Raw genomic sequence first — 23,995 nt, forward strand, 5'->3', positions numbered from 1 at the left:
TCAATACGTTTTGCTAGCGAACTGGCAGCGCGCTAGCGAGGTAGTCAGCGCCGGTGAGCACGCCGTTGTTGAAGGAGAGCACCCACACCGAGCCCTTCTTGAAGCGAAGGTCTTCGAAGTCGGTCTTGAGGAACTGTGGCTTTAGGCTTTCGAGAATGCCGGGGATGGTTTCACCTTGGCTGACGATGACCGGCACGCCGCCCTTCGCCACCACCCGTTGGAAGGCTTGCTCGGCAGCTGCGGGAGACTTTTGCCAGCCCTCGTCCCCGAAGTCCTTGTTGACAGCAATGTCGAGCCCGAGTTCGTCGGCAAGCGGCGCTGCGGTTTGCTGGCAGCGCTGTGGGCTCGCCGAGTAGATGGCGGTGGGGTGGTAGGGCGAAAGCATCGGAACGAGCATTTCTGCTTGGCGACGCCCCTTTTTATCCAACGGGCGCAGATTATCGTCACCCTCCCAGTTGCGACGCTGATGGGCGCGTGCATGGCGCACATAGAGAACGCGGGTGGTGGGAGCCAAGCGCAGACGCTTCTTGGCCTTAGCTAAAACGTCAGTATCGACGTCGTAGGTAAGCAGCTCGCAGGCCTCATCGATGGGCAGCCAGCGCAGCTCATCGGTCTCGCTATTGTCTTCGAAGCTGCCTTTAAGGTACTGGGCCAACCAGTAGTAGACCACCTTCGTGCGGCCTTGGACTGGATAGGTGACCTTGCCGATGAGCTTGCCAAGCTTGACATCATAGCCGGTCTCTTCAAGGATCTCGCGCGCCGCAGTGGTGGGCAGGGACTCACCTGGATCGACCTTGCCCTTAGGCAAAGACCAATCGTCGTAGTGGGGGCGGTGGATTACCGCTACCTCGGGATCCTGGGGATTGCCACGCCACAACACGGCGCCGGCTGCCAAGGTGGTGCGCTTGAATTCCTTGGCGGGATTGGTAGGAATTTCCTGATGACGGCCCGAGATGAAGACCTCAGACTTTGCGTCTTTGTCCGTCTCATGCATGTTTTTTGCCTTGGGCATTTCGCTCCTTAACAGATGGCTGCGCAGCTTATTCTTAACTATCTTGCGCTTTTTGAGCGCGCTTTGCATCCGCACGCGCCGGTTCTTCGCGCTCGGTTGGCTGAATATTACTTCACTTACCCCCAGTTGGCCCGCAGGCTGAAAAAGCTTGTCTTTTGTGCGGGCCGGTTGGGCTAATCTAGGTATGTTGCACGAGATACGCAAAGGGGAGAGCTAATGCAAAAGGTTGCAGTAATGGGCGCGGGTTCTTGGGGAACCACCTTGGCGAAAGTCTTCGCTGATGCGGGAAGCGAGGTCCACTTGTGGGCGCGCCGCCCCGAGCTGGCTGAGGCTATTAATACGACGCATATCAACCCTGATTACTTGCCGGGCCTCGAGCTGCCCTCGGGCCTTATTGCGACGTCGGATGCCGCAGCGGCGCTCGACGGTTCCGCCATCGTGATTTTCGGTGTGCCCTCGCAGACCTTGCGCAGCAACTTGGAAAAGTGGGCGCCCTTGCTGCCTGCTGATTCCACCTTGGTGTCCATCTCGAAAGGCGTGGAGGCAGCAACTCTAAAGCGCATGAGCGAGGTCATCGCTGATGCAACTGGTGTCGATGAATCGCGCATCGCAGTACTTTCCGGCCCGAACCTGGCTAAAGAGGTAGCGGAGGAGCAGCCGGCGGCCACCGTCATCGCGTGCACCGACGAGGAGCGCGCGAAGGCTGTCCAGCATGCAGCGGCCGCACCGTATCTGCGCCCATATACCAACACCGATGTCATTGGTGCCGAGATCGGTGGTGCCTGCAAGAACGTCATCGCCCTCGCCTGCGGCATGGCCTCTGGTCGTGGCTTGGGCAATAACACTCTGGCCACCATCATCACTCGCGGTCTTGCGGAGATCACTCGCCTTGGCGTGGCTTTGGGTGCTGACCCGTTTACTTTCTCTGGACTTGCTGGCATGGGTGACCTCGTGGCCACCTGTAGCTCGACCCTCTCTCGTAACCGCACCTTTGGCTATCGCTTGGGCCAGGGCGGCACGCTGGAAGAAGCCAAGGCTGCAACGAATGGCCAAGTGGCAGAAGGCGTTATCTCCTCGGATTCTATTTTCCGGTTGGCTCAGCAGGTGGGCGTCGAGATGCCTATTACCCAAGCGGTCTACGGAGTTTGCCACCGCGGCGTCGACGTCGAAGACATGATCGTCGCGTTGATGGGGCGTTCAAAGAAGTCGGAATAGTGCGAGGGTAAAGTTTGCCGTTATGAGCGAAAAGATCCGTGTAGCCGTTGTATATGGCGGTCGTAGTTCCGAGCATTCTGTCTCTTGTATTTCCGCAGGCGCGATCATGAATCACCTTGACCCTGCGAAGTACGAGGTGGTGCCTATCGGAATTACTAAGCAAGGCCAGTGGACGCCGGGAACCACCGAAGGCCTAGAAATCATCGATGGCGTTATGCCGGAGGTGACCTTGGGCGATGAATTGGCGTTGTCCCTAAACCCAGCCACCAAGGGCCGTTTCCACAACGTCACTCAGCACAACCACTATGCGGAAGTCGATGTCATCATCCCGGTTCTGCACGGACCATATGGCGAAGACGGCACTGTCCAGGGGCTGTTTGAGCTTTCCGATATTCCTTATGTGGGCACCGGCGTTCTGGCTTCTTCGGCCGGAATGGACAAGGAATTTACCAAAAAGCTGCTCAAGGCAGAGGGCCTGCCGGTAGCGCCCGAGGTGGTGCTCAAGGAGCGCACCGCGTTGACCGAGGAAGAAAAGCAGGAACTGGGTTTGCCGGTCTTTGTAAAACCTGCACGTGGTGGTTCTTCCATCGGCGTTTCCAAGGTCAGGGATTGGGCGGATTTCCCGCACGCAGCCGAGGTGGCCTTCGAAAGCGATGGCAAGGTGCTCGTCGAGCCTGAGATCGTGGGCGCTGAGGTAGAAATCGGCGTGCTGGAGTACGCGGATGGTTCCATCATTGCTTCGGTTCCGGCACAGCTCAATGGCATTGAGGAGGCTGACGAAGGCTTCTATGGCTTCGATGCCAAGTACATCGATGAAGGCGTCAGTGCACAGATTCCGGCCCCGCTGGCGGAAGACCTAACCAAGACTTTGCGAGAGACCGCCATCGCGGCTTTCCGCGCACTGGGCTGTGAGGGCATTAGCCGCGTGGACTTTTTCATCACCGAAGATGCTTTCTACATCAACGAGATCAACACCTTCCCGGGCTTTACCCCGATCTCCATGTATCCACAGGTATTTGCCGCCACCGGCGTCGATTACGCAGCGCTTCTCGACGCCCTGGTAGACAACGCTCTCGCTCGCGCGAAATAACCTTCGCTACTGGCCAGGGGTGTGCTTGGCCAAAGTGTCGCTCATGCGCACCAGCGCAGAGTTGGCAACGTCTTGGGGCGCGAACAAGGCTAAGTCGTTCGCGCGGCCCAAGGCGAACCAGGTTCCGCCGGTAGTTCCCTCGGCCAAGGTGGTGTCTTCGAACCAAGGCACATCGTTTACTTGCTGGAGCTGTACGCCCGGTTTGTAGTTTTCGGGTGCGCCGACGCCGCAGCGCACCACGATGTCTTCGCGGCCTTCCGCGCTCCAGACATAGGTGTTTTTTACCTTGACATCACTGCGGCGGGTGTAGCCATCCGCGATGTGCTCCGGTAGTGCCTTTTCCAAAGGGGCACACATCTTGTCCGGGCCGTCGGCAAGCTGCGAAAGCGGTGCCGGGCGGGGCTCGTGGTGCTCCTTGCGCAGAGGCTCGAGCGTCTTTTCCAAACCGGTGGGACGCTCGTCGTTGAAGGTGGTCACTGCTACCACAGGGCTGCGATCGGTGTCGTACCACGTGGTGAGGTTGGAGCCTGGGGTCATGTCTTTGACCTTGAGCCAGGCATCGCCGTCGATGTCCTCGGTCTGGGAGTAGGCGGTGTACTGATAAGGCAGGTTGGCGCCGCAGCGCAAGCTGACTGACTCGGAGGAAAGTTTTGCCCACGCAGCGGCGCCTGCCGGAACCGGCTCGGCGATTTCGGCTCGGGGCTGGCCCATGAATTCCTCGGGCGCTGCGGCGACGACGGCCTTACACTCCGCGGAGTTAGCGTCGTCTGATTGAATGGGGGACAGCGCAACTGGGGCTTTGGCCGTGTTTTCGAAGTAGAACTTCGCGCCAAAAATAACCGCGAATACCATAGCAATGGATAGTCCAAGTGAGATAAATACGGCGGTGCGGTTAAATTGGTTGGTCATAAGCGTTTATCCTAACGCGTTAAGCAATGTCAGCATTAACCTCCCGTTGAGAAAGGCCATTGTGCATTTGTCGCATACCCTCGGGCAAGCAGGCGAGCAACATGTCATCGGTGAAATCGTAGCCGCGGCGCCCAGCGCGCTAAACGGCGATGACGCCGCCGTCATGTTCCCGGATCCGCCGAACTCACGCACGGTGGCTTGCACCGACATGATGGTGGAGGGCAGGCATTTCCGCCGTGACTGGTCCACTCCGATGGAGGTGGGCCAGAAAGCGATTCTGCGCAACTTTGCCGATATCGAGGCGATGGGCGCGCGTCCCACTGCAGCGTTGCTCGCGATTGCGGCGCCTGCGGAGACCCACGTGTCCTTCGTGCGCGGTATTGCGGAAGGTATCGCCCAGCGTTGCGCCCTTTATAACGCAGAGCTGGTCGGCGGTGACCTCACGCGCGGTTCACAGCTGGTTATCACCGTTACCGCAATTGGCACGTTGGGCGGAAGCCAACCCCCATTGACTCTGGATGGGGCACGAGCGGGACAGAAGCTGGTCAGCCACGGCAAGATTGGTTACTCCGCGGCGGGGCTTGCGTTGCTGCAGGAACATGGGCGCGATTTACCGCCGGAGCTTTCGGAGCTATGGCCGCTTATCGACGCCCACTGCAATCCTTCGCTCAAACCAGGCCGCGGCGTAATCGCCCGCGCCACGGGGGCTACCGCCATGACGGATAACTCGGATGGCCTCGTGCCAGATATCGCGGGTGTGGCAAAGCGCTCCAACGTGCACATCGACTTGCACTCCACCGCCATCGCTCCTGACGCTTTGCTCACCGAAGCTGGCGTGGTCTTGGGCGTTGACCCATGGGAATGGGTGCTCACAGGCGGCGAGGACCATACCTTGGTGGCTACCACCAACAAGGAAGCGCCGTCGGGGTTCCGCGTCATCGGCACCGTCAACCGCGGCACTGGGCTGACCGTGGATGGTAAGAAGCCGATGTATGACGCTGGCTGGCAGAGCTTTTAAACCAGCGAGGAATTTTCAGGGGAGGAAATGATGACTGCGCCGTACTCGCAACTTTTTGATACCTCGGTAATCGATAGCTCGTGGTTGCCGGTCTTGGCGCCGGTACTAGAAGAGCACCTGCCGTCCATCGAGCAGCAATTGCAGCAGCTGCCGGAAGGTGGATTCCTGCCAGCGGGCGAAAATGTCTTTGCTGCCTTTCGCGTGCCTTTGCCCGAAGTGCGCGTGCTCATCGTGGGGCAGGACCCTTATCCTACGCCAGGACATGCGGTAGGTCGGTCTTTTGCCACGGCACCTGGGGTTAAACCGCCGCGTTCCTTGCACAACATCTACAAAGAGTTATGCGAGGACGTAGGCGTTAACCCGCGCGAAGACGGTGACTTGCGCGCTTGGGAGTCCCAGGGAGTCATGCTTTTAAATCGCGTGCTCACGGTGGCACCGGGTGAGGCAGGCTCGCATCGTAAGCTCGGCTGGCAGGCCATCACGGAGGCTGCAATCCGGGCGCTCAATCGGCAGCCGATGGTGGCCATTTTATGGGGCAATGATGCCAAGGCCTGCGCGAAGTTCTTGCCGGACGTGCCGATTATCTCTTCGGCGCATCCTTCGCCTCTTTCCGCACGCCGAGGATTCTTTGGCTCACGGCCTTTTTCGCGCGCTAATGAGCTTTTGCGCGACCAGGGCGCGCCGGATGTCGACTGGCACTTGTAAACTATTCGGCATGTCATATCCGAGTTCGTTAGATGCCCGTGGTCTTCATAACTGGGCGATCCGAACTGTTGGTGAACTTTCCCACCGACGCGCTGAAATCAATGCGCTTAACGTATTCCCGGTTCCAGATTCCGATACCGGCTCCAACATGGCCCACACCATGGAGGCTGCACTCGAGCAGGTGGAAAAGGGAGGCGACGTAGCCGAGGCACTTGCCATCGGTTCCGTGCGCGGCGCCCGTGGCAACTCCGGCATGGTGTTATCCCAGGTGCTGCGCGGCATCGCGGATACCACGGTTGATTCCCGCGTGGATGGCCAGACTTTTGCGTCTGCTTTGAGCCTCGCAGTGCAGCTGGTGGAACGCGCCATTGCGCGTCCGGTGGAGGGCACGGTCATTTCGGTCTTGCGTGCGGCGGCAGCAGCGGCTTCCGCGTCTGCTGAGCAGCCTGGCAAGCAATTCCACGACATCGTGGTCGAAACTATCACTGCCGCCCGCACTGCATTGTCCAAGACCCCTTCGCAGCTTGCTGTACTGCGAGAGGCCGGTGTGGTCGATGCTGGCGGTACCGGGTTCGTCATCCTGCTTGAGGCCTTGCTGGCTGAGATCGAGGGCGGCGCGGTGCGCGAGGCCGAACACGAAGACGAGGTCGAGGCCGAGCTCGAGGTGGTCTTCTTCTTCGAAGGGGATCTGGACGCACTTGGTGAAAAGATAGGTGAGCATGGCAATAGCCTCGTCATTGCCCGCGCCACTGAGAACTCCGGCTCGGTACACATTCATACCCGTGAGGCCGGCCCTGTCATCGAGATGGCCTTCGGCTCCGGCGTGGTAAGCAACCTGCGCTTGGAAGTATTGCCGGAGCAAGCAGACGAACCCGTAGCGGATGAGTCATCCCGGCGCATCTTTGCGGTAGCGCCGGCAGGCCCGGTCGCAGCACTTTTTGAAACCGTAGGCGCCAAGATTGTTCGCCCAGGCGAGCAAGTCACGGTTTCGCAGCCGCAGGATATTTACCTGCCCAACGGGTTTGAGGGCGATGCCGGGGAGGCCCGCGTGGTGCCCACTGAGTCTCTGGTTGCAGGCCTGGCGGCAATTTCCGTCTATGAGCCGGATAATCCTGACACCGATTCCATGGTTTCGGTTATGAGGGATGCCGCGCGTTCCATGCGCGTGGATAAACCTACGCATGAAGACGCTGACTCTATCTTGGCCAAAAGCCGTGAGATGTTGGCTGCCGGGGGAGAGCAAGTCACCGTCCTCACCAGCCTTAAGCTGGATGATGATTACCTGTCTGAGGCACTCGAGGTGGAGGTCGTCGCCATCCATGTTGAGGGCATCAAGACTGAGATCGGAGTGGAGTAAGCATGCTGGGATGGCGGGACGAGCGGGAGTTGAAAGAGATCTTGCCGGCCAAAGACGCCACCAAAATCAAAAAGGCATTTGGGTACACCACCTGCGGTGAGCTGCTCAGCCACTATCCGCGTGACTACATCCGCCACAACAAAGAGGTAGGCCTGGGCGGTGCCAACGAAGGCGATTATGTCACCGTCACCGGCCAGGTGGTGCGTCTCCAGCAGCGGAACACAGCCAAGACCTTCTTGCTTACGTTATCGATGGATAATGGGATTACCGCCACCTTCTTCAACGCGCATTATCTCACCCGCGTGCTGCGCCAAGGCATGCGTTTGATGCTAAGCGGCAAGCTGAAGTTCTACCGCGGGCAGCCGCAGCTTCAACATCCTGACTTCGTGGTTATCGATGCAGGCGGTGCAGGCAGCGCGAGCAACGCGCTGTACGACGCAGCGCCTTTCGGAGGCAGCGGCGGCAAGGTTACGGCTACAGGCTCGCTGCGTAATCTCTCGCAGTTCGGGCAACTGGAATCTTTGCTTGAGCGCGAGTGGATTCCTATTTATCCCGCCAGCGGCAAGGTGACCTCGTGGTACATCATGGGCGCTATCCATATGGTGCTGGAGAATACTCCGACGATCCCCGAGCCGCTGGACTACCGGATGATGGTGGAACTTGACCAAGCTGTCCGTGAAGTCCACGAGCCCACAGCGGCTGGCCCGGAAAGAGCTATTCAGCGTTTGAAGTACAACGAGGCTTTGTCCATTGGCCTCGTCATGGCCCTGCGCCAACGCGACTTCAAGGCGCGTACCGCCGTGGCGATGCCTTCCATCTTGGACGGCTACCGTGATGGGCTGCTGAGCAACCTACCCTTCGAACTAACGGCAGGGCAGCGTAAGGTCATTGCGGAAATCGACGATGACCTCTGTGGCACACTGCCCATGATGCGCCTGCTGCAGGGCGAGGTTGGTTCCGGCAAGACCATGGTGGCTACGTGTGCGATGTTGCAGGCGGTCGATGCAGGCAAACAGGCGGCACTGCTCGCACCGACTGAGGTGCTGGCGGCGCAGCACGGGGCGTCGATTAGCGCGAGCGTGCCTGATGGCGTCAAGGTGACCGTCCTGACCGGCTCCCTGCGCACCGCGGAAAAGCGCCAGGCATTGCTGGACATTGTCTCCGGCGAGGCCGACATCGTCATCGGCACGCACGCCATTATCCAGGATTCCGTTGAGTTCTTCGACTTAGGCTTGGTGGTAGTAGACGAGCAGCATCGCTTCGGCGTGGAGCAGCGCGATAGTCTGCGCTCGAAAACTCGAGAGGGCACGAGCCCACACATGCTGGTCATGACGGCAACGCCGATTCCGCGCACCATCGCCATGACTGTCTTCGGTGACTTGGCGGTATCTACCCTGCGCGAGCTGCCTGGCGGGCGCAAGCCCATCCAATCCAGCGTGGTTCCGGAATGGGCACCAGCCTGGGTGCAGCGTGCCTTAGTGCGCATCCGCGAGGAGGTGCAGGCCGGGCATCAGGCCTATATCGTCTGCCCGCGCATCGAGGGAGAAGGCGGCGTACTCGAGGTGGCGGCCCAACTTCAGGCCGGACCGCTACGTGACCTTAAACTCGACGTTCTGCATGGTCGCATGAACGATAAAGATGAGGTCATGTCGCGCTTTGCGCGGGGTGAAACAGACGTGTTGGTCTCTACGACCGTCATCGAGGTCGGCGTTGACGTGCCCAATGCCACGGTGATGCTCATTCGCGAGTCCGAGAACTTTGGTGTCTCGCAGTTGCATCAGCTACGGGGCCGCGTCGGCCGTGGCGGCAATGCTTCCATCTGCCTGTTTCACACCACCGCGGCGGAAAACACGGCCTCCTTTAAACGCATCATGCAGATTGCGGATACCACCTCAGGCTTCGAGTTGGCGGAGATTGACCTGCAACAGCGCCACGAGGGAGACATCCTGGGCACGCTGCAATCGGGAACCCAGCGCTCGCTGCGCCTGCTGGACTTGGCACATGATCGCGACATCATTGACCGCACGCACGATGATGCGTACCGTTTAGTGCAGCGCAACCCAGAATTGGCGGTGGAATTAACCCGGAACATGACCGAGAGCGAGCAGGAATACCTAGAAAAGAACTAACCTAGAGCCCATGAACATTTGCGCACCTTTTGCCGGCACTGTGCGTTTTCACGTGAGCGTGGGCCAAGAGGTCTCTGCGGGAGATGCCATCGCTACCGTGGAGGCCACCAAACTAGAAGCTCCCGTCGTAGTCCCAGGACGTGGAGTGGTGGATAAGTTGTGTACTGAAGACTTTGCCGCAGTCTATGGCGGTGACGTACTAGCGATTATTGGGGAGGCACGATGACCAGAATTATCGCCGGAGAAGCCCGCGGGCGCAGCATCAAGGTGCCAGAGTCCGGCACGCGCCCTACCGCGGACCGCGCACGCGAGGGTCTGTTTTCCTCGTTGAATGTGCGCTGGGGTTTTGCTGATAGCCGCGTGCTGGATTTGTTTGCCGGCTCTGGTGCCTTGGGCCTGGAAGCAGCTAGTCGCGGCGCGGAGGAAGTCGTTCTGGTGGAATCCAACCCGGCGGCAGTGAAGGTGATCAAGCACAACGTGGACGTCGTCAAGCACCCGCGCGTGGACGTACGCGAGATGAAGGCCTCTACGTACCTGGCCACCGCACCGCGCGGTTACTTTGACATGGTGTTGGCAGACCCACCGTATGCTTTCGACGATGTGCAGGGCCTGCTGGAGGCCATTGAGCCCGTGCTTGATGATGCAGCGATTGTCGTCATCGAGCGTCACGTAGACAGCCCAGAACCGCAGTGGCCCGAAGGCTTTGAGCCCACCGGCCAGAAGCTCAAGAAGCGCACATTTGGTATAGCGCGCTTTGATATGGCCATCTACCACCGTCCGGATGCAAGCGGGGAGTAAAGGAAAACCTATGCCGACTAAAGCAGTATGCCCGGGTTCTTTCGACCCCATTACCTTGGGCCACGTGGACATCATCAACCGAGCGGCGGCGATGTTCGACGAAGTAACCGTGTTGGTCACCGGCAACCCGGATAAGCCTTCCGGCCTATTTAGCGTGGAAGAACGCGTGCAGTTTATTCGTGCGACTTTCGACGAGCACATCAAGGTCGATTATTGGTCCGGCCTGCTCGTGGACTACACCACGGAACACGGTGTGGACACACTGGTCAAGGGGCTGCGCTCCTCCTTGGACTACGAATACGAGCTGCCGATGGCGCAGATGAACCGCCGTCTTTCCGGCATCGATACGGTCTTCTTGCTCACCGATGAAAAGTACGGCTACATCAGCTCCTCGCTGTGCAAGCAGGTGGCCAAGTTTGGTGGGGACGTCACGGGCATGTTCCCAGCGCACGTGGGCCGCGCAGTGGTGGAGAAGTACGCCCAATGATTGCAATCCCACTCGCGATCCTACTGACCGTGACGTTGGGCTCTTGCCTGCAACGAGTCTCCGGCATGGGGCTTGGACTCGTCGGCGGACCTACTTTGACGCTGCTTCTAGGCCCAGTCCAGGGCATCATGGTCATCAACGTGCTGGCGGTGGTCAACGCGATGCTGACCACGTATTCGATGCGTGCCAACGTGGACTGGGGCAAGTTCTTGCGTATTGCGCCGGTGATGGTGCTGGGCGCAATCCCGGCGGCCTTGCTGGTGGCTAATATCGACTCGGCCGCCTTGCTGGTCTTGGTGGGCGCGGCCCTGCTCATCGCACTGGGCGTGGTGACCTTTGGCAAGCGCTTCGTGCCGGAAATGCACGGCCTTGGCCCCTCCCTGTCAGCGGGTGTGCTCGGCGGTTTCACAAACACGCTAGCTGGTGTAGCCGGCCCCGTTATTACCGTTTATGCGCAGGCGGCGCGCTGGCCGCAGGCGGTCTACGCCGCTACGTTGCAGCCTTGTTTCATCGTGGGCGGTCTATTCTCAGTGAGCACCAAGTTGGCCGTGGGTGCGGGCGGATTCGGTGATGTGACGTGGCTAATTTGGCCAGCCGGCGTCATTGGCATGTTCCTCGGCATCGCCACGGGCACACGTATTGCGCGCCACGTGCCGCGCGAGAAGGCACGCATTCTTTCTTTGACCGTGGCTTCCCTGGGCGCAGTCAGCGCTTTGATTCGTGGCCTGATTAGTCTCTAAACGGGGACGGAGGCCTCTCAGTCTCCCCTTAGCTTTCTGATTCCTCGACCGCGTGAGCGAACTCGTTGAAGCGGTCCAGGGTGCTAAGAAGCGCGTCTTGGGCGGCGATGACCGCGAGGTTCAACGCGTGGAAAAGCTGCTCGTCGTTCATGCCCGCGGTGGTGACGAAGGTGGCGTCGCCACGCAGTTCCACGGTGTTTTCTTCGCTCCGGCCCACGAGTGCGCGGCCGTCGAAAGCAGAAGCGTTGTGCTCGTTGGCGATGACGTGGAAGACGGGGGAGACATCCTCGTAGGAAAGGGTGGTGGGCAGGAGGCACTCCAGCTTCACCAAATCTTCCGCCGCGCTGATGACCCACTTCAAGTTATTAAGGTGAGCACTCAAGGAATCCGGATAGTCCGGGTTATCCTCCGGAGACATGTTCATCTCTGGGGTGCTGAGTTGCTCGCGCACGCGCTTTAGCGTTACTGCAGGAAAATCAGGCTGGCTAAACAAATCAAAAGGCAATGCGTTCGGGGTAGACATTGTTAGCTGCGACCTTTCTTGTTTGCTGCCTTATTGTTCCACTTAGCTGCCTGCGGGAAAGCTTCGCCCACGGCGTCGAAAGCCATGGCGAAGCTGTCCAGGGCGCTTAAAACAAAGCTTCCCAACTGGTTTAGGCTAAGACCCATACCGATACCCATCGCGCGGTTGGCGCAGATGGCGATCTCTTCTTCCTCCTGCTTGGCGCCCGTGCCAGTGCCTTTCGGACGGAAGTCATAGCTTAAGGTTGGCGCGGACATGTTCCAATTGAATTCCGCAAGGAATGCGCCAACCTTTTCTTCCGCGCTTGCCGGGAGGCGACCTTCCCACACCGCGAAGGCACTTAAGGTGTCATCCTCGATGTCGAAGTGGATGGTGATGTGTGGCAAACCAGTCTGCAGTACCAAGCCTTCGCCGCCGTCAGCGGCAGCGTCCTCCCGGGCGGGGTCTTCGATTTTGTCGAGTAGGACGTAATCGGCCTCGAGCTGCTCGAAGAGCTCTGCGAGCCGGTGAATGTTGACTTCAGAGATGGACTGGTTGGTCACAACGCACGCTTTCTAGAGGTGTTTCGCGGAGTTAAAGGAGCGCTATTCGCTGGCGGGGCTGGCCTCGCCGGCCTGGGCTGCGGTTTCGGAACCGAGCTTGGCCATCTCCTCTGCGGAGGCAACCATTGCGTCTTGGGCACCAATGACACCGTCGACTGCGCCCTTTAAAGCAGCGGTCAACTGATCATCGGAGAGGCCAGCGGCGCAAGGAATATCGCGCTCGGTACGTACGACAAGCAGGTTCTCGTGCTCGGAGATAACGGCACGTGCGCCGAAGGCGACGGAGTTGATCTGGTTCGCGGCTAGGAACAGGCCAGCATCGGCCTGGGTGTAGACGGCGTCGGTTGGCACATCGCAGCGCACGATGGCGACGGAATCCAGAACTGCGAACAGGCAAGGCAGACCGTTCAAGTTAGCGGTAGCGGCATCGTCGCGGCCTTCGACCTTGGTCAACTCGATGTCGAAGGTCTGCATTGCGCTAATGATGCGGTCGAGCGTGACCTGCGGCTGAGCATAAGCTTGATTAGTCATTTTCGTGTTCCTCCCAGGTGACGAGTTGCGGGTACTGCTGCTCAATCCATGCGAAGGACTGCAGGATGGCGTCCAAGGTGGACATAACGAAAGCGCCCAGCTGGTTGCGGGAAGCGCCGTGGGTGGTGTCCAGCTCGCGCACGCCGGAGACCGCCAGGGTGTTTTCTGGGCCTTCGAAGAATCGGAAGGTCGGCGCAAAGTGGTTCTGGTTCCACTGGTTAATGTGCATCAGAAGGTTCGGGCCCTCAGATGCTGGAATGGTGCCGCGCCACACGGAATCAGCGGTGATGGCGTTTTCGCGCAGCTGGAATGCGATGGCTGCGTTCGAGAAACCAGTGCGCAGCATCTTGACGGTCTTTTCTTCAGAAACTGGCTGTTCTTCGATGCGGTACTCCAACTTCTCAGAGTCGAAGATTTCCGCAATGCGCTCGAGCGTCACTGGCTCGATAGGGGTATCGGGCAAGATGGTTGGTTGACCATCGGCTTGATCAGTCACTGAAAATAATCCTCACGTTGTTTACATGGTGAATAAATCGGAATCTTGATCAAGGCTACCGGAGCCGGGATGCGTGCCTGCTAGTTGGCCGCCCGCGTGGCGGGAGTCCACAACTCCTCGCCGCCTAGTTCGTGTGCAAGCGCGGCTGCGACTGTGGAGTAACGGAAAGTGTGTCCGAGCTCGTTCAGGCGGGCCGGGATGACCTTCTGGTTAGCCAGGGCGAGCTCGCTTGCGCCCTCCTTGCCCAAGAGCAGCGCCGGGCCGAAGGTTGGAATAGGCACGATCGCTGGGCGCTTGAGCTCCTCACCTAGTGCATGGACAAAATCCTTGTTAAGGACCGGGGTAGGCGAGGTGGCGTTGACTGGGCCATCAAGTTGCGAATCGATTGCTGCGCGGAAGTAGATATCAGTCAGGTCATCCATGGCGACCCAGCTGTACCAGAATTCGCCCTTGCCAAACGCGCCGCCGAGTCCTGTAGAAAACAGCGCGCGCAAAAGCGGCAGCAAGCCGGAGTTGCCGGAGAGGGCGATTCCGGTGCGAACATTGACCACACGCTTTCCGGCCTCGCGGGCAGGTGTGCAGGCGGCCTCCCAATCGCTGACCACGTCAGCCAGGAAGCCGTCACCGCGGCTGGACTCTTCAGTCAGCTCGGTATCGCCCCGGTCGGCGCCATAGATGCCGATTGCCGATGCACAGACCATTGCCTTGAGCTCAGGCGTTGCGGTGGCAACCTCAGCCAGTAGCTGTGTCGGGTTCACGCGGGACTCCCGTATGTCTGCCTTGTGGGCGGCGTTGAAGCGGCCGAAGATTGGTTCGCCGGCTAGATGGATAAGGACGTCGACGCCCTCCAAGAGATCCGGCGCCGGCAGGTTCGGGCGCCATTGACGCTGGCCCGGTTTGGGGCTATTGCGCACAAGCTGGATAACTTGATGTCCTGCGGTAGTCAGCTGCGCGGTGAGCTTTCGACCCACGCCACCGCGGGAACCACTGATGGCGAAAACCAACGGGCGAACGGTGCCCGAAGGGTCGACAGCCGGTGCCGTGGCGTGGGTGTCAAGGTCGCGCAGACGGTTCAAAAACTGGAAGTCCTCGATGAGCTGGTGTTGGCGATAGGCGAAGACGGAGTTAACAGCCCATGACGGAATGCGGGTGTCGACGGTGTCGGTGATTTGGGTAGCGCCAGCATCGTTATCGGAACCGGTAGTGGCATCGGCAAAGAGATGGTGATGGCGCCATGTGGCCCAGGAGCGCATGGGAGCGTTGAGGCAAACGTCGCTGAAGCTGACGTTGGTTTGGAAGCGTGAAAGGTCGTGGCGGGCAACCCACTTGAGGCCGCCCGGCAGGCCCAGGATCGAGGTGCCATCAGCCAAGGATTCTGTCTGCTTTAACGGGGTCATGAAAGTAAAAGGAGGAGTAAGGCGCGCTAGTGCGCCGCGACGGGTATGCCATTGCCATACCTGCTCGCGTGGGGCTGGAACTTCGTGTTTGGCCGAAAAGCTCACGTGGTTTTGGTCTTCCTCTCCTTATATCTATGCCGATCGCGCAGGATATTGATGCCGACTGTACGGGACAAGAATTCAGCGGATTTAGGTGCCAGTACGGCGGACTCATGGGGAGCCCAAATACTTTTTATTCCCTAAACATTAACAATTGGGCGAGAACCGCCGCAGTTCAACCGGAACTAGTGCGCAGGCTCACACCTGCGAGCGGGGTTGGGTAGGCTGCGCTGACCGCCGCGATACGTGAAAAGGTCGGCGAAATTGAGATCGTTGCTACTTGTGGGGGTAGTAGCTGAATGAAACGACTTCGAGGAACTATAGGTTGATGCTAAAATCATCGTTGTCCATGTGAGCAACCACGTTGCTCGGACGCTTGAGGCAATTTTCCGCCCACGGTGGGCGCAAAGTTACTTCATTCCCATTTACCGGCATCCTTTAAAGACCGCACTGTGAGGCGGGGAAGGAGGTCACGATGAGTGGAATTGACACCAACGCGGAGTCTAACGAGCTGTTGAGCTCTGATGACGTCGCGCGCACTGTCGCACGCATCGCGCACCAGATCATTGAAAAGACGGCGCTCGACTCTGAGAACGCAACTCGGGTCGTACTCCTTGGCATTCCCTCTGGTGGCGTGCCATTGGCTCAGCGTCTTGCACAAAAAATTGCGGAATTTTCCGGCGTAGAAATCCTATGGGGATCCCTAGACATCACGCTCTATCGCGACGATCTCCACAACAAGCCGCACCGCGCATTGCAGCCCACCAAAATTCCGAACGGTGGTATCAACGGCGCGACCGTCATCCTGGTCGATGACGTCCTATATTCCGGCCGCTCCATTCGCGCTGCACTTGATGCGCTGGCCGACGTTGGCCGTCCGGAAATCATTCAGCTCGCAGTCCTCGTGGACCGCGGCCATCGCCAGCTGCCGATTCGCGCAGACTACGTCGGCAAAAACATTCCAACGGCACGCGACGAAGATGTCATCGTCTACAACGCCGAAATTGATGGCCGGGACGCGGTAGTCCTGACCCGCAAGACCGCGGAGGCTTAGAATGAAGCACCTACTTTCCATTGCTGATCTCAACAAAGACGAAATCGTTGGTCTGCTCGATGAGGCAGACCGTTTCCACGAAGCGCTCGAGGGCCGGGAAGTGAAGAAGCTTCCGACCCTTCGCGGACGTACCGTCTTTACACTGTTCTATGAAAACTCCACTCGTACCCGCTCCTCTTTTGAGACGGCGGGTAAGTGGATGTCCGCAGACGTCATCAACCTGTCGACCTCGACGTCGTCAGTGAAAAAGGGCGAGTCCTTGAGGGACACCGGCCTCACGCTTAGCGCTGTCGGTGCGGATGCCATCATCATTCGCCATGCATCGTCTGGCGCGCCGCAGCAGTTGGCGGGTTGGGTAGCGCCTAACGGCGATGGCCCTTCCGTTATTAACGCCGGCGATGGTGCACATCAGCACCCAACGCAGGCGCTTCTCGACGCCGTGACCATGCGCCAGCGACTTGGCATCAAGGGCGGCAACTTCTCCGGGCTCAAGGTCAAGATTGTGGGTGACTGCCTGCACTCCCGCGTGGTTCGCTCGAACGTTGACCTTCTTAACACCCTCGGTGCGGAAGTCACCCTTGTGGCTCCGCCTACTCTTCTCCCATTCGGCGTCGATACCTGGCCGGTCAAGGTCTCCTATGACTTTGATTCCGAGCTGGCCGACGCAGACATCGTCATGATGCTGCGCGTTCAGGCAGAACGCATGAACGGCGGCTTCTTCCCATCGCACCGCGAGTACGCGAACCTTTATGGCCTGTCCAAGGCGCGCGCCGCAGCCATGAAGAAGGACGCAATCGTAATGCACCCGGGCCCAATGCTGCGCGGTATGGAAATCAACTATGCCGTTGCTGACTACGACAAGGCGGCAGTCTTGCAGCAGGTAAACAACGGTGTATACGCCCGCATGGCGGTGCTGTTCACGCTGTTGACCAACGGAGAACACGCCGGAATCTAATTCAGCCGGAATCAAGAAAAGGGAAGAGAGTAAGAGACCATGACTAACTATCCAGAAACCGGCCGTCTTTCTGCCGCTGCGGAAAAGCGATTGCTGATTAAGAACGTGCGCCCCTACGGCGAGGGAGAGCCAGTGCAGGTGCTCATCGCCGACGGTGTCATTGCGGATATGGGCGCTGACCTTGAGTCAAGCGCGCAGTTCGATGAGGCAATCGACGCCGAAGGCAACGTGCTGCTGCCGGGCTTGGTCGATATGCACGTGCACCTGCGCGAGCCAGGCCGCGAGGACACTGAGACCATCGAAACCGGTTCCCGCGCTGCTGCCAAGGGCGGCTTTACCGCCGTATTTACCATGGCCAACACCAACCCGGTGACCGATCAGCCGATTATCGCGGAGTCCGTTTGGGCTAAGGCACAGGCGCTCGGCCTGTGCGACGTTCACCCGGTGGGTTCTATTACCAAGGGTCTGGAGGGTAAGACCCTCACCGAGTTCGGCATGATGGCGCGCTCGGACGCGAAAGTGCGCATGTTCTCCGATGATGGCAAGTGCGTGCAGGACCCGCAGTTGATGCGCCGCGCGCTCGAATACGCCAAGGGCTTGGACGTCTTGCTCGCGCAGCACGCGGAAGACCACCGCATGACCGAGGGCGCATCTGCCCACGAGGGGGAGACGGCAGCCAAGCTGGGCCTGCGCGGCTGGCCGCGCGTGGCGGAAGAGTCCATCGTCGCCCGCGATGCACTGCTGGCGCGTGACTACGGCAACCGCATGCACATCTGCCATGCATCCACCGAGGGCACCGTCGAGCTGCTGAAGTGGGCAAAGGGCCAGGATATTCCACTGACTGCGGAGGTTACCCCGCATCACCTGCTGCTTACTGATGAAAAACTGGTGAGCTATGACGGCGTCTTTCGCGTGAATCCGCCGCTGCGCGAGGAGCGCGACACCTTGGTTCTGCGCCAGGCGCTGCTCGACGGCGTCATCGACGTCGTGGCAACCGACCACGCACCGCATGGTTCCGAAGACAAGTGCGTTGAGTTCGAAAACGCGAAGCCAGGCATGCTGGGCCTTGAGTCCTCGCTGGCGATTATCGCCAAGATTTTCGTGGCCTCCGGTCTCGCAGACTGGCGCTTCGTCGCCCGTGTGATGTCGGAGCGCCCGGCAGAGATCACCAAGCTGCCGGACCACGGCCGTCCGATCGCAGTGGGCGAGCCCGCCAACCTCACCATCGTGAACCCCGAGCACAAGTGGGTCTCCGATTCCGCCAAGCTGGCTTCGAAGTCTGAGAATAACCCTTATGAGGGCGAGGAGTTCAGCGCACGCGTCACCCACACTATTCTGCGCGGCACCGTGACCTACGAACTGGCCGCAGACGAAGCTGAAGGCAAGTAACCTTGCACCCTATAGACCCACCAAGCCACAGAAAGGCCACATTGTGACTGAGACTAAACCAGCAAGAATCCCGGCAATTCTCGTGCTGGCTGATGGCCGCACTTTCCGCGGATACGGCTTTGGCGCCACCGGCACCACCCTCGGTGAGGCAGTGTTCAGCACTGCAATGACTGGTTACCAGGAAACTTTGACTGACCCTTCCTACCACCGCCAGATCGTCGTTTCTGCAGCGCCGCACATTGGTAACACCGGCTGGAACGACGAAGACAACGAGTCTCATGGCAACCAGATTTGGGTTGCCGGCCTGGTTATTCGTGACCTCGCACAGCGCGTATCTAACTGGCGCGCGGAGCGTTCCCTTTCGGATGAGATGGAAGCCCAAGGCATCATCGGCATCCGCGGAATCGATACCCGCACCTTGGTTCGTCACCTGCGCAACTATGGCTCCATCGCCGCCGGTTTGTTCTCCGGTGAGGACGCGCAGCGCCCAGTAGAGGAGCTGCTTGAGGAGGTCAAGGGCCAGCCTTCGATGGAGGGCCTGGATCTATCTGAGCAGGTCGCTACCGAAAAGCCATATACCGTGGCGGCAGAAGGCGAAAAGAAGTTCACCGTCGTGGCCTACGACATGGGTGTTAAGACCGCTACGCCGGGCAACTTTGCCAAGCGCGGCATTGAGACCATCGTGGTACCGGCTAATACCCCTTATGCTGAGATTAAGCAGTACAACCCGGATGGCGTCTTTGTCTCGAATGGCCCTGGTGACCCAGCTACCGCCGACAAAATGGTGGCCATCGTCCGCGACATCCTGGATGCCCGCATTCCCTTCTTCGGAATCTGCTTTGGCAACCAGATTCTAGGCCGCGCGCTGGGCCTAGACACCTTCAAGATGAAGTTCGGGCACCGTGGCATCAACGTACCGGTACGCAACGTCTTGACCGGCAAGATCGACATCACCGCGCAAAACCATGGCTTTGCCATCGCCAGTCCGTCTGGCCAGGAGAACCCGGCTGGCGAGGAATTCGATACCGACTTCGGCCGCGGCATCGTCACCCATACCTGTCTCAACGACAACACGATTGAGGGCGTAGCGCTCAAGGACGGAATGGCTTTCTCCGTTCAGTATCACCCAGAGTCCGCTGCGGGCCCGCATGACGCAAACCCGCTGTTTGATCAGTTCGTTGAGCTGATGACCGAAAAGACCCCTAACAAGTAGGCACCAGGAAGAGGATTAGAAACTTATGCCAAAGCGTAACGATGTAAACCACGTCCTGGTTATCGGTTCTGGCCCAATTGTTATCGGCCAGGCCTGCGAGTTCGACTACTCCGGCACCCAGGCTTGCCGCGTGCTGAAGGAAGAAGGCCTGCGTGTCACGCTGGTCAACTCCAACCCGGCAACCATCATGACGGACCCAGAATTCGCAGACCACACCTACGTGGAGCCGATTGACCCTGAGTTCATCGAAAAGATCATTGTTAAGGAACAGCAAGAAGGCCACAAGATTGATGCGGTGCTTGCAACCCTGGGCGGACAAACCGCACTGAATGCTGCGGTGCAGTTGGACCGCGCAGGCATCTTGGACAAGTACGGCATCGAGCTCATCGGCGCCGACATTGAGGCGATTGAGCGTGGTGAGGACCGCCAGAAGTTCAAGGACATCGTCGAGTCCATCGGCGGCGAGTCCGCGCGTTCCCGCGTGTGCCACAACATGGACGAGGTGCACGAGACCGTCGCAGAGCTCGGCCTGCCGGTAGTCGTGCGTCCTTCTTTCACCATGGGCGGCTTGGGCTCTGGCCTGGCTTATAACCAGGAAGATCTCGACCGCATCGCAGGCGGCGGCCTAGCTGCTTCACCCGAGGCAAACGTGCTCATCGAGGAATCCATCCTCGGTTGGAAGGAATTCGAGCTGGAGCTCATGCGCGACGGCGACGATAACGTCGTGGTCATTGCCTCCATCGAAAACGTCGATGCCTTGGGCGTGCACACCGGTGATTCCGTCACCGTTGCTCCGGCTCTGACCTTGACCGACCGCGAGTACCAGAAGATGCGTGACCTCGGCATTGCGATTATTCGCGAGGTCGGCGTTGACACCGGCGGCTGCAACATCCAGTTCGCCGTCAACCCGGTTGATGGCCGCATCATCGTCATCGAGATGAACCCGCGCGTGTCTCGTTCCTCCGCGCTGGCTTCCAAGGCCACCGGCTTCCCAATCGCGAAGTTGGCCGCCAAGTTGGCAATCGGCTACACCCTTGACGAAGTACAAAACGACATCACCGGCGTTACCCCTGCGGCATTCGAGCCGACCTTGGACTACGTCATCGTCAAGGCACCACGCTTTGCCTTTGAGAAGTTCCCGGGCGCTGATGACACCCTGACCACCACGATGAAGTCCGTCGGCGAGGCCATGGGCATCGGCCGTAACTACATCGCCGGTCTCAACAAGGTCATGCGCTCCCTGGAGTCCAAGCAGCACGGCTTCTGGACCCGCCCGGATGAGTACTTCGCCGGCGATCGCGCGACGGACCTGGATGCAGTGCTCAAGGACCTAGAGCGTCCGACCGAGGGCCGCATGTACGACGTAGAACTGGCTTTCCGCCTCGGCGCTAGCGTCGAACAGCTCTACGAGCACTCCCAGATCGACCCATGGTTCCTTGCTGAGCTCAAGGCCTTGGTTGACTTCCGCGAGGAGCTGCTGCACGCGCCGGTCCTGGACGCGCAGCTATTGCGTGAGGCGAAGTTCTACGGGCTTTCCGACGCCCAGATTGCCGCCCTGCGTACCGAGTTCGCTGGCGAAGATGGCGTGCGATCCCTGCGCTGGTCGCTGGGCATTCGCCCGGTCTACAAGACGGTCGATACTTGTGCTGGCGAGTTCGAGGCGCAGACCCCGTACCATTACAGCTCCTACGAGCTGGACCCAGACGCAGAGTCCGAGGTCAAGCCGATGCCTGCCGATAAGTTGGGCAAGGTCATCATTTTGGGCTCTGGCCCGAACCGTATTGGCCAGGGCATCGAGTTCGACTACTCCTGCGTCCACGCAGCGTTGGAGCTGTCCGAGCGCGGCTACGAGACCGTCATGGTCAACTGCAACCCGGAGACGGTCTCAACTGACTATGACACCGCTGACCGCCTGTACTTCGAGCCGTTGACCTTCGAGGACGTTATGGAGGTCTACCACGCGGAGTTGCAGTCCGGCCCTGTTGCCGGCGTCATCGTTCAGCTCGGCGGCCAGACTCCGCTGGGCCTTGCAGAGCGCCTGACCGAGGCTGGTGTTCCAGTCGTCGGTACCTCCGCTGCGGCAATCGACTTGGCTGAGGACCGCGGCGAGTTCGGCAAGGTACTGGCAGAAGCAAAGCTTCCAGCGCCAGATTTCGGCACCGCAACCTCCTTCGAGGAGGCACGTTCTGTAGCCCGCGACATCGGCTACCCGGTCCTGGTTCGTCCTTCCTACGTGCTCGGCGGCCGTGGCATGGAGATTGTCTACGATGAGGACTCCCTGCGTGACTACATCGACCGCGCAACGGAAATCACCTCCGACCACCCTGTATTGGTGGACCGCTTCCTCGACAACGCAATCGAGATTGACGTGGATGCTCTCTGCGATGGCGAAGAGGTCTACTTGGCTGGCGTCATGGAGCATATCGAGGAGGCCGGCATTCACTCCGGTGACTCTTCCTGCGCGCTGCCACCGATGACCTTGGGACCTGAGGACATCGACAATGTTCGCCGCTCCACCCGCGCGCTAGCTAAGGGCATCGGTGTACAGGGCCTGATGAACGTGCAGTACGCGCTGAAGGATGACACGCTGTATGTCATCGAGGCGAACCCGCGCGCATCGCGCACCGTGCCGTTTGTCTCCAAGGCCACCGGCGTGCCGCTGGCTAAGGCCGCAGCTCGCGTCATGATGGGCGAGTCCATCGCTAATCTGCGTGCAGAAGGCATGCTGCCTACCGAGGTCGATGGTGGTTCCTTGCCGCTGGAGCACCCGATTGCGGTCAAGGAAGCTGTGCTGCCTTTCAACCGCTTCCGCCGCCCAGATGGTACGTTGCTTGATACTTTGCTCTCCCCAGAGATGAAGTCCACGGGCGAGGTCATGGGCCTAGCAAGTAACTTCGGCGCGGCTTTTGCCAAGGGCGAAATCGCTGCCTTCGGCCACTTGCCGACTGAGGGCACGGTCTTCGTCTCCGTGGCTAACCGCGACAAGCGCACCCTCATCTTCCCAATCCAGCGTCTGGCCTACATGGGCTACAACATCGTGGCTACCGCAGGCACCGCACAGATGCTGCGCCGCAACGGCGTGGAGTGCGAGGTAGCGGTCAAGGTCTCCGAGGCAGCAGACGGCCAGGAATCCATCGTTGACCAGATTCTTGCCGGCAAGGTCGACCTCATCCTCAACACCCCGGCTGGTTCAGACAACGCACGCCACGACGGCTACGACATCCGCGCGGCGGCTGTTTCCGTGGGCGTTCCGCTTGTTACCACCGTCCAGGGTGTTACCGCTGCGGTCCAGGGCATCGAGGCGCTGCGCATCGGCAACCTTGAGGTACGTGCACTGCAGGAGCTTGAGCATGACGCAAAGCACTAGCACCTTCGGCGAGCGGCTCGTCGCTGCCGGTGCCGAGCGCGGCAGGCTGTGCGTGGGCATCGACCCGCATGCGCATCTGCTGCGTGCTTGGGGCTTAAACGACGACGTCGATGGGCTACGGAGATTCGCGCGTACCTGCGTGGAGGCATTCGCCGAGACCGTCGCAATGGTTAAGCCGCAGGTGGCCTTCTTCGAGCGCTTTGGGTCTGCGGGCTTTGCGGTGTTGGAAGAGACCCTGCGGGACTTGCGTGAAGCAGGTTGCTTGACGCTTGCCGACGCCAAGCGTGGCGACATCGGCTCCACGATGGCCGGCTATGCTGCTGCATGGCTTAGCGATGATTCGCCGTTGTCCGCGGATGCAGTGACCGTCTCTCCATATCTAGGAGTCGGTTCGCTCCAGCCGGTGTTCGACCTGGCGGAAGAAAAGGGCAGGGGAGTCTTCGTTCTGGCTGCAACTTCCAACCCGGAGGCCGTGGCGTTTCAGTCCATCATGGACGAAGAAGGCGTGACGCTGGCGCAGGGCGTGGTCAACCAATGCGCCGCGCTCAATGCCGCGTACAAAGTCGCAGGACGTCCGGGCAACGTCGGCGTCGTAGTCGGCGCCACGCTTGCGCAGCCGCCTGTCCTAGACGAGCTGAACGGCCCGGTATTGCTGCCGGGCGTCGGTGCCCAAGGTGCTACTGCGCAGGACGTGAAAGTAATCACTGCGGCGGCCCCGCAGTTGGGTTTCGCCAACGTTTCCCGTTCGGTCCTTTCCGCTGGCCCGCAGGTTGTTGACCTGCGTGAAGCAGTGAAATCTTTCCTGGCAGAGGCCACCGAAGAGACCGCTTTTTAAGGTTATGGCGCGGCCGATTATAAGGCCCGCCATTTACCTGGTACTTTGAGAAACGCACCGCGATGACGTGCAGGAATTCCGTACAATACGGACCCAAATGATGTCATCGCGTAATCACCAGTGCTAGGATTGCC

At 59.7% G+C, this 23,995-nt stretch carries 23 protein-coding genes; 16 read left to right on the forward strand and 7 right to left on the reverse strand.

The genetic code is table 11. The features are described 5' to 3' along the window. Positions 1-13: 13 nt before the first annotated feature. Positions 14-1,012, reverse strand: a complete 999-nt coding sequence (locus HMPREF3155_RS06575; protein ID WP_062035170.1) for a bifunctional NUDIX hydrolase/histidine phosphatase family protein — start codon at positions 1,010-1,012, stop codon at positions 14-16. A gap of 216 nt (positions 1,013-1,228) precedes the next feature. Here HMPREF3155_RS06575 and HMPREF3155_RS06580 point away from each other — a divergent pair, with 216 nt between their 5' ends. After that, positions 1,229-2,227, forward strand: coding sequence for an NAD(P)H-dependent glycerol-3-phosphate dehydrogenase (locus HMPREF3155_RS06580; protein WP_062035168.1), 999 nt, complete (start codon positions 1,229-1,231; stop codon positions 2,225-2,227). 22 nt (positions 2,228-2,249) lie between these two features. Next, positions 2,250-3,317 (forward strand): D-alanine--D-alanine ligase family protein, encoded by a 1,068-nt coding sequence (locus tag HMPREF3155_RS06585; protein ID WP_070432898.1) that lies wholly within the window; start codon positions 2,250-2,252, stop codon positions 3,315-3,317. Positions 3,318-3,323: 6 nt separating this feature from the next. Here the strand turns inward: HMPREF3155_RS06585 and HMPREF3155_RS06590 are convergent, their stop codons facing one another. Further along, positions 3,324-4,226, reverse strand: a complete 903-nt coding sequence (locus HMPREF3155_RS06590) for a DUF3515 domain-containing protein (RefSeq protein WP_070432899.1) — start codon at positions 4,224-4,226, stop codon at positions 3,324-3,326. Here HMPREF3155_RS06590 and HMPREF3155_RS06595 point away from each other — a divergent pair. Genes HMPREF3155_RS06595 through HMPREF3155_RS06630 form a run of 8 tightly spaced genes read left to right on the forward strand, consistent with a single transcriptional unit; the run spans position 4,174 to position 11,460 of the window. Next, positions 4,174-5,244, forward strand: a complete 1,071-nt coding sequence (locus tag HMPREF3155_RS06595; protein WP_070432956.1) for a thiamine-phosphate kinase — start codon at positions 4,174-4,176, stop codon at positions 5,242-5,244. The two genes, HMPREF3155_RS06590 and HMPREF3155_RS06595, sit on opposite strands and share 53 nt — an antisense overlap. A 27-nt stretch (positions 5,245-5,271) precedes the next feature. Continuing rightward, complete coding sequence (locus HMPREF3155_RS06600; RefSeq protein ID WP_246817707.1) at positions 5,272-5,949, forward strand: uracil-DNA glycosylase; 678 nt, start codon at positions 5,272-5,274, stop codon at positions 5,947-5,949. A gap of 10 nt (positions 5,950-5,959) precedes the next feature. Further along, complete coding sequence (locus HMPREF3155_RS06605; protein ID WP_070432900.1) at positions 5,960-7,306, forward strand: DAK2 domain-containing protein; 1,347 nt, start codon at positions 5,960-5,962, stop codon at positions 7,304-7,306. A gap of 2 nt (positions 7,307-7,308) precedes the next feature. Next, positions 7,309-9,435 carry an ATP-dependent DNA helicase RecG gene (locus HMPREF3155_RS06610; protein WP_070432901.1) on the forward strand — a complete coding sequence of 709 codons (2,127 nt, stop codon included), beginning with the start codon at positions 7,309-7,311 and terminating at the stop codon, positions 9,433-9,435. Positions 9,436-9,445: 10 nt separating this feature from the next. Beyond that, positions 9,446-9,661 (forward strand): biotin/lipoyl-containing protein, encoded by a 216-nt coding sequence (locus HMPREF3155_RS06615; protein ID WP_061922230.1) that lies wholly within the window; start codon positions 9,446-9,448, stop codon positions 9,659-9,661. Then, entirely contained in the window at positions 9,658-10,233 is a 576-nt protein-coding gene (rsmD, locus tag HMPREF3155_RS06620) for a 16S rRNA (guanine(966)-N(2))-methyltransferase RsmD (protein WP_062040974.1), read from the forward strand. Before HMPREF3155_RS06615 ends, rsmD begins: the two co-directional genes overlap by 4 nt. 10 nt (positions 10,234-10,243) lie before the next feature. Then, positions 10,244-10,720: a pantetheine-phosphate adenylyltransferase gene (gene coaD, locus HMPREF3155_RS06625; protein WP_061922236.1), complete on the forward strand. Its 477-nt coding sequence runs from the start codon at positions 10,244-10,246 to the stop codon at positions 10,718-10,720. After that, on the forward strand, positions 10,717-11,460 hold the full coding sequence (locus HMPREF3155_RS06630) for a sulfite exporter TauE/SafE family protein (protein WP_061922239.1): 744 nt from the start codon (positions 10,717-10,719) through the stop codon (positions 11,458-11,460). Before coaD ends, HMPREF3155_RS06630 begins: the two co-directional genes overlap by 4 nt. 28 nt (positions 11,461-11,488) lie before the next feature. Here the strand turns inward: HMPREF3155_RS06630 and HMPREF3155_RS06635 are convergent, their stop codons facing one another. The 5 genes from HMPREF3155_RS06635 to HMPREF3155_RS06655 all read right to left on the reverse strand — a co-directional run bounded on the left by HMPREF3155_RS06635 (position 11,489) and on the right by HMPREF3155_RS06655 (position 15,054). Further along, the gene (locus HMPREF3155_RS06635; RefSeq protein ID WP_061922242.1) at positions 11,489-11,983 is read right to left on the reverse strand and encodes a hypothetical protein; all 495 of its coding nucleotides are present in this window, start codon (positions 11,981-11,983) and stop codon (positions 11,489-11,491) included. 2 nt (positions 11,984-11,985) lie between these two features. Next, positions 11,986-12,525, reverse strand: coding sequence for a type III secretion system chaperone family protein (locus HMPREF3155_RS06640; RefSeq protein ID WP_061922245.1), 540 nt, complete (start codon positions 12,523-12,525; stop codon positions 11,986-11,988). Positions 12,526-12,567: 42 nt separating this feature from the next. After that, positions 12,568-13,056: a YbjN domain-containing protein gene (locus HMPREF3155_RS06645; protein ID WP_061922248.1), complete on the reverse strand. Its 489-nt coding sequence runs from the start codon at positions 13,054-13,056 to the stop codon at positions 12,568-12,570. After that, positions 13,049-13,552, reverse strand: coding sequence for a YbjN domain-containing protein (locus HMPREF3155_RS06650; protein ID WP_061922251.1), 504 nt, complete (start codon positions 13,550-13,552; stop codon positions 13,049-13,051). Before HMPREF3155_RS06650 ends, HMPREF3155_RS06645 begins: the two co-directional genes overlap by 8 nt. Positions 13,553-13,632: 80 nt before the next feature. After that, positions 13,633-15,054, reverse strand: coding sequence for a TIGR01777 family oxidoreductase (locus tag HMPREF3155_RS06655; RefSeq protein ID WP_070432902.1), 1,422 nt, complete (start codon positions 15,052-15,054; stop codon positions 13,633-13,635). Between the two features lie 469 nt (positions 15,055-15,523). On the opposite strand from HMPREF3155_RS06655, the gene pyrR reads away from it, so the two are divergent. Genes pyrR through pyrF form a run of 6 tightly spaced genes read left to right on the forward strand, consistent with a single transcriptional unit; the run spans position 15,524 to position 23,861 of the window. Beyond that, a complete protein-coding gene (gene pyrR, locus HMPREF3155_RS06660) occupies positions 15,524-16,102 on the forward strand; it encodes a bifunctional pyr operon transcriptional regulator/uracil phosphoribosyltransferase PyrR (protein ID WP_061922257.1) in 579 nt (192 codons plus the stop codon). Between the two features lies 1 nt (position 16,103). Then, positions 16,104-17,057, forward strand: coding sequence for an aspartate carbamoyltransferase catalytic subunit (locus HMPREF3155_RS06665; RefSeq protein ID WP_062035143.1), 954 nt, complete (start codon positions 16,104-16,106; stop codon positions 17,055-17,057). 39 nt (positions 17,058-17,096) lie between these two features. Then, the gene (locus HMPREF3155_RS06670; protein ID WP_070432903.1) at positions 17,097-18,446 is read left to right on the forward strand and encodes a dihydroorotase; all 1,350 of its coding nucleotides are present in this window, start codon (positions 17,097-17,099) and stop codon (positions 18,444-18,446) included. A gap of 40 nt (positions 18,447-18,486) precedes the next feature. Next, positions 18,487-19,659 carry a glutamine-hydrolyzing carbamoyl-phosphate synthase small subunit gene (gene carA / locus HMPREF3155_RS06675; RefSeq protein WP_070432904.1) on the forward strand — a complete coding sequence of 391 codons (1,173 nt, stop codon included), beginning with the start codon at positions 18,487-18,489 and terminating at the stop codon, positions 19,657-19,659. Positions 19,660-19,684: 25 nt separating this feature from the next. Next, positions 19,685-23,026, forward strand: coding sequence for a carbamoyl-phosphate synthase large subunit (carB, locus tag HMPREF3155_RS06680; protein ID WP_070432905.1), 3,342 nt, complete (start codon positions 19,685-19,687; stop codon positions 23,024-23,026). Then, the gene (gene pyrF / locus HMPREF3155_RS06685; protein ID WP_070432906.1) at positions 23,010-23,861 is read left to right on the forward strand and encodes an orotidine-5'-phosphate decarboxylase; all 852 of its coding nucleotides are present in this window, start codon (positions 23,010-23,012) and stop codon (positions 23,859-23,861) included. Before carB ends, pyrF begins: the two co-directional genes overlap by 17 nt. The last annotated feature ends 134 nt before the right edge of the window (positions 23,862-23,995 follow it).

It is taken from the genome of Corynebacterium sp. HMSC06D04 (assembly GCF_001807315.1).
In the GTDB taxonomy this organism is placed as follows: Bacteria; Actinomycetota; Actinomycetes; order Mycobacteriales; family Mycobacteriaceae; genus Corynebacterium; species Corynebacterium simulans.

Coding starts and splice junctions, on each gene's coding strand:
- HMPREF3155_RS06575 (WP_062035170.1), bottom strand. CDS start 1,012: ATGCCCAAGGCAAAAAACATGCATGAGACGGACAAAGACGCAAAGTCT.
- HMPREF3155_RS06580 (WP_062035168.1), top strand. CDS start 1,229: ATGCAAAAGGTTGCAGTAATGGGCGCGGGTTCTTGGGGAACCACCTTG.
- HMPREF3155_RS06585 (WP_070432898.1), top strand. CDS start 2,250: ATGAGCGAAAAGATCCGTGTAGCCGTTGTATATGGCGGTCGTAGTTCC.
- HMPREF3155_RS06595 (WP_070432956.1), top strand. CDS start 4,174: ATGGATAGTCCAAGTGAGATAAATACGGCGGTGCGGTTAAATTGGTTG.
- HMPREF3155_RS06590 (WP_070432899.1), bottom strand. CDS start 4,226: ATGACCAACCAATTTAACCGCACCGCCGTATTTATCTCACTTGGACTA.
- HMPREF3155_RS06600 (WP_246817707.1), top strand. CDS start 5,272: ATGATGACTGCGCCGTACTCGCAACTTTTTGATACCTCGGTAATCGAT.
- HMPREF3155_RS06605 (WP_070432900.1), top strand. CDS start 5,960: ATGTCATATCCGAGTTCGTTAGATGCCCGTGGTCTTCATAACTGGGCG.
- HMPREF3155_RS06610 (WP_070432901.1), top strand. CDS start 7,309: ATGCTGGGATGGCGGGACGAGCGGGAGTTGAAAGAGATCTTGCCGGCC.
- HMPREF3155_RS06615 (WP_061922230.1), top strand. CDS start 9,446: ATGAACATTTGCGCACCTTTTGCCGGCACTGTGCGTTTTCACGTGAGC.
- rsmD (WP_062040974.1), top strand. CDS start 9,658: ATGACCAGAATTATCGCCGGAGAAGCCCGCGGGCGCAGCATCAAGGTG.
- coaD (WP_061922236.1), top strand. CDS start 10,244: ATGCCGACTAAAGCAGTATGCCCGGGTTCTTTCGACCCCATTACCTTG.
- HMPREF3155_RS06630 (WP_061922239.1), top strand. CDS start 10,717: ATGATTGCAATCCCACTCGCGATCCTACTGACCGTGACGTTGGGCTCT.
- HMPREF3155_RS06635 (WP_061922242.1), bottom strand. CDS start 11,983: ATGTCTACCCCGAACGCATTGCCTTTTGATTTGTTTAGCCAGCCTGAT.
- HMPREF3155_RS06645 (WP_061922248.1), bottom strand. CDS start 13,056: ATGACTAATCAAGCTTATGCTCAGCCGCAGGTCACGCTCGACCGCATC.
- pyrR (WP_061922257.1), top strand. CDS start 15,524: ATGAGTGGAATTGACACCAACGCGGAGTCTAACGAGCTGTTGAGCTCT.
- HMPREF3155_RS06665 (WP_062035143.1), top strand. CDS start 16,104: ATGAAGCACCTACTTTCCATTGCTGATCTCAACAAAGACGAAATCGTT.
- HMPREF3155_RS06670 (WP_070432903.1), top strand. CDS start 17,097: ATGACTAACTATCCAGAAACCGGCCGTCTTTCTGCCGCTGCGGAAAAG.
- carB (WP_070432905.1), top strand. CDS start 19,685: ATGCCAAAGCGTAACGATGTAAACCACGTCCTGGTTATCGGTTCTGGC.
- pyrF (WP_070432906.1), top strand. CDS start 23,010: ATGACGCAAAGCACTAGCACCTTCGGCGAGCGGCTCGTCGCTGCCGGT.